The 1,032-nt window shown below is 61.9% G+C and carries 3 protein-coding genes; all 3 read right to left on the bottom strand.

Going from position 1 to position 1,032, the window contains the following annotated elements; genetic code table 11:
• The coding region (locus NW837_RS13495; protein ID WP_414332138.1) for a YceI family protein at nt 1-401 on the bottom strand (401 nt) is incomplete at its 3' end.
• A complete protein-coding gene (locus tag NW837_RS13490; RefSeq protein ID WP_414332137.1) occupies nt 394-729 on the bottom strand; it encodes an ArsR/SmtB family transcription factor in 336 nt (111 codons plus the stop codon). The genes NW837_RS13495 and NW837_RS13490, both read right to left, overlap by 8 nt.
• A 68-nt stretch (nt 730-797) precedes the next feature.
• On the bottom strand, nt 798-1,032 hold a 235-nt coding region (locus NW837_RS13485), incomplete at its 5' end, for a hypothetical protein (RefSeq protein ID WP_414332136.1).

Here is a 1,032-nt window from a genome sequence, read left to right as displayed (position 1 = left end):
CCGCGCATGGTCAGGTCGCCCTGCACCTCGACGGTCGTGTCGTTAATCTTGCGCACGCGCGTGCTCTTGAAGGTGATTTTCGGGAACTGGCGCGTGTTGAAGAAGTCGGGGTTACGCAGGTGGTCGTCGCGCTGGCTGTTGCCCGTGTCCACGCTGTTCGCGTCGATCTCCAGCTCGATAGAGCTGTTGGCGGGGTTCTTCTCGTCCACGACAATCGTGCCCGAAAAGCTGTTGAAGCGCCCGTAAGCGAAGCCTGTGTTCAGATGCTTCACGCGGAAGATAATAAACGAATGTACGGGGTCTATGCGGTAGGTCACCGCTTGCGCCTGTATCGATTGCATCGAGCCGACCAGCATCGCCAGAATGCTGAGATACGCCACGAAACGAGTCTGTTTACGCATAGTTAACCGCCTCCTCCAAAGTGGATTGGTCGCACTCGGTCCGATCGAGCGTGGCGAGCCAACGCGCGAAGGCGCACAGCGTGTCGCGCACGGGGCGGAAGTAGTGGCGCTGTCCCTGCTTGCGCATGGCGACCAGCTCGGCTTGCATCAGCGTGTTCAGGTGGTGCGACACTGTGGATTGTGCGATGGGGAACCGCTCCGCCAGCTCGCCGCACGAGAGTTCGCCGTGCTGCAGCAGCGTGCGCAGGATGCTCAGGCGCGTGGGATCTGCCAGCGCCCGCGCGACTTGGGTCGCCTCGCGCTCCGTTAGCTCGCGTCGCTCGTTCATAGACCGATGTGCATATATCGATACGCACGGAGCGCGAGAAAGTTCCCTGTTGCGGCTAACAGGGGCGATCACTCGTCTTCGGCATCTTCGGCGTCGTCAGGGATGCGACGCAACGCGATGAAGCCCTCCGAAAGCGTCTTGCCGACATACCACTCGACGCCGCGCATTTCGGCGCGTGTGCGTACCTTGTCGCTTGTCCATCGGTCGCCGATGACGACGGGCACGGCGTCAATGCCTGCGCCGCGCAGGGTGTTCGCGCGTGCGAAGGCGCGGTCAACATCGTCGCGGTCTACCTTCACAGAC

The sequence above is a fragment of the Synechococcus sp. R6-10 genome, assembly GCF_047461815.1.
GTDB lineage: Bacteria > Cyanobacteriota > Cyanobacteriia > Thermostichales > Thermostichaceae > Thermostichus.
Note: the sequence above shows the minus strand (reverse complement) of the source record. Positions and strands in the feature narration are given on the sequence as shown.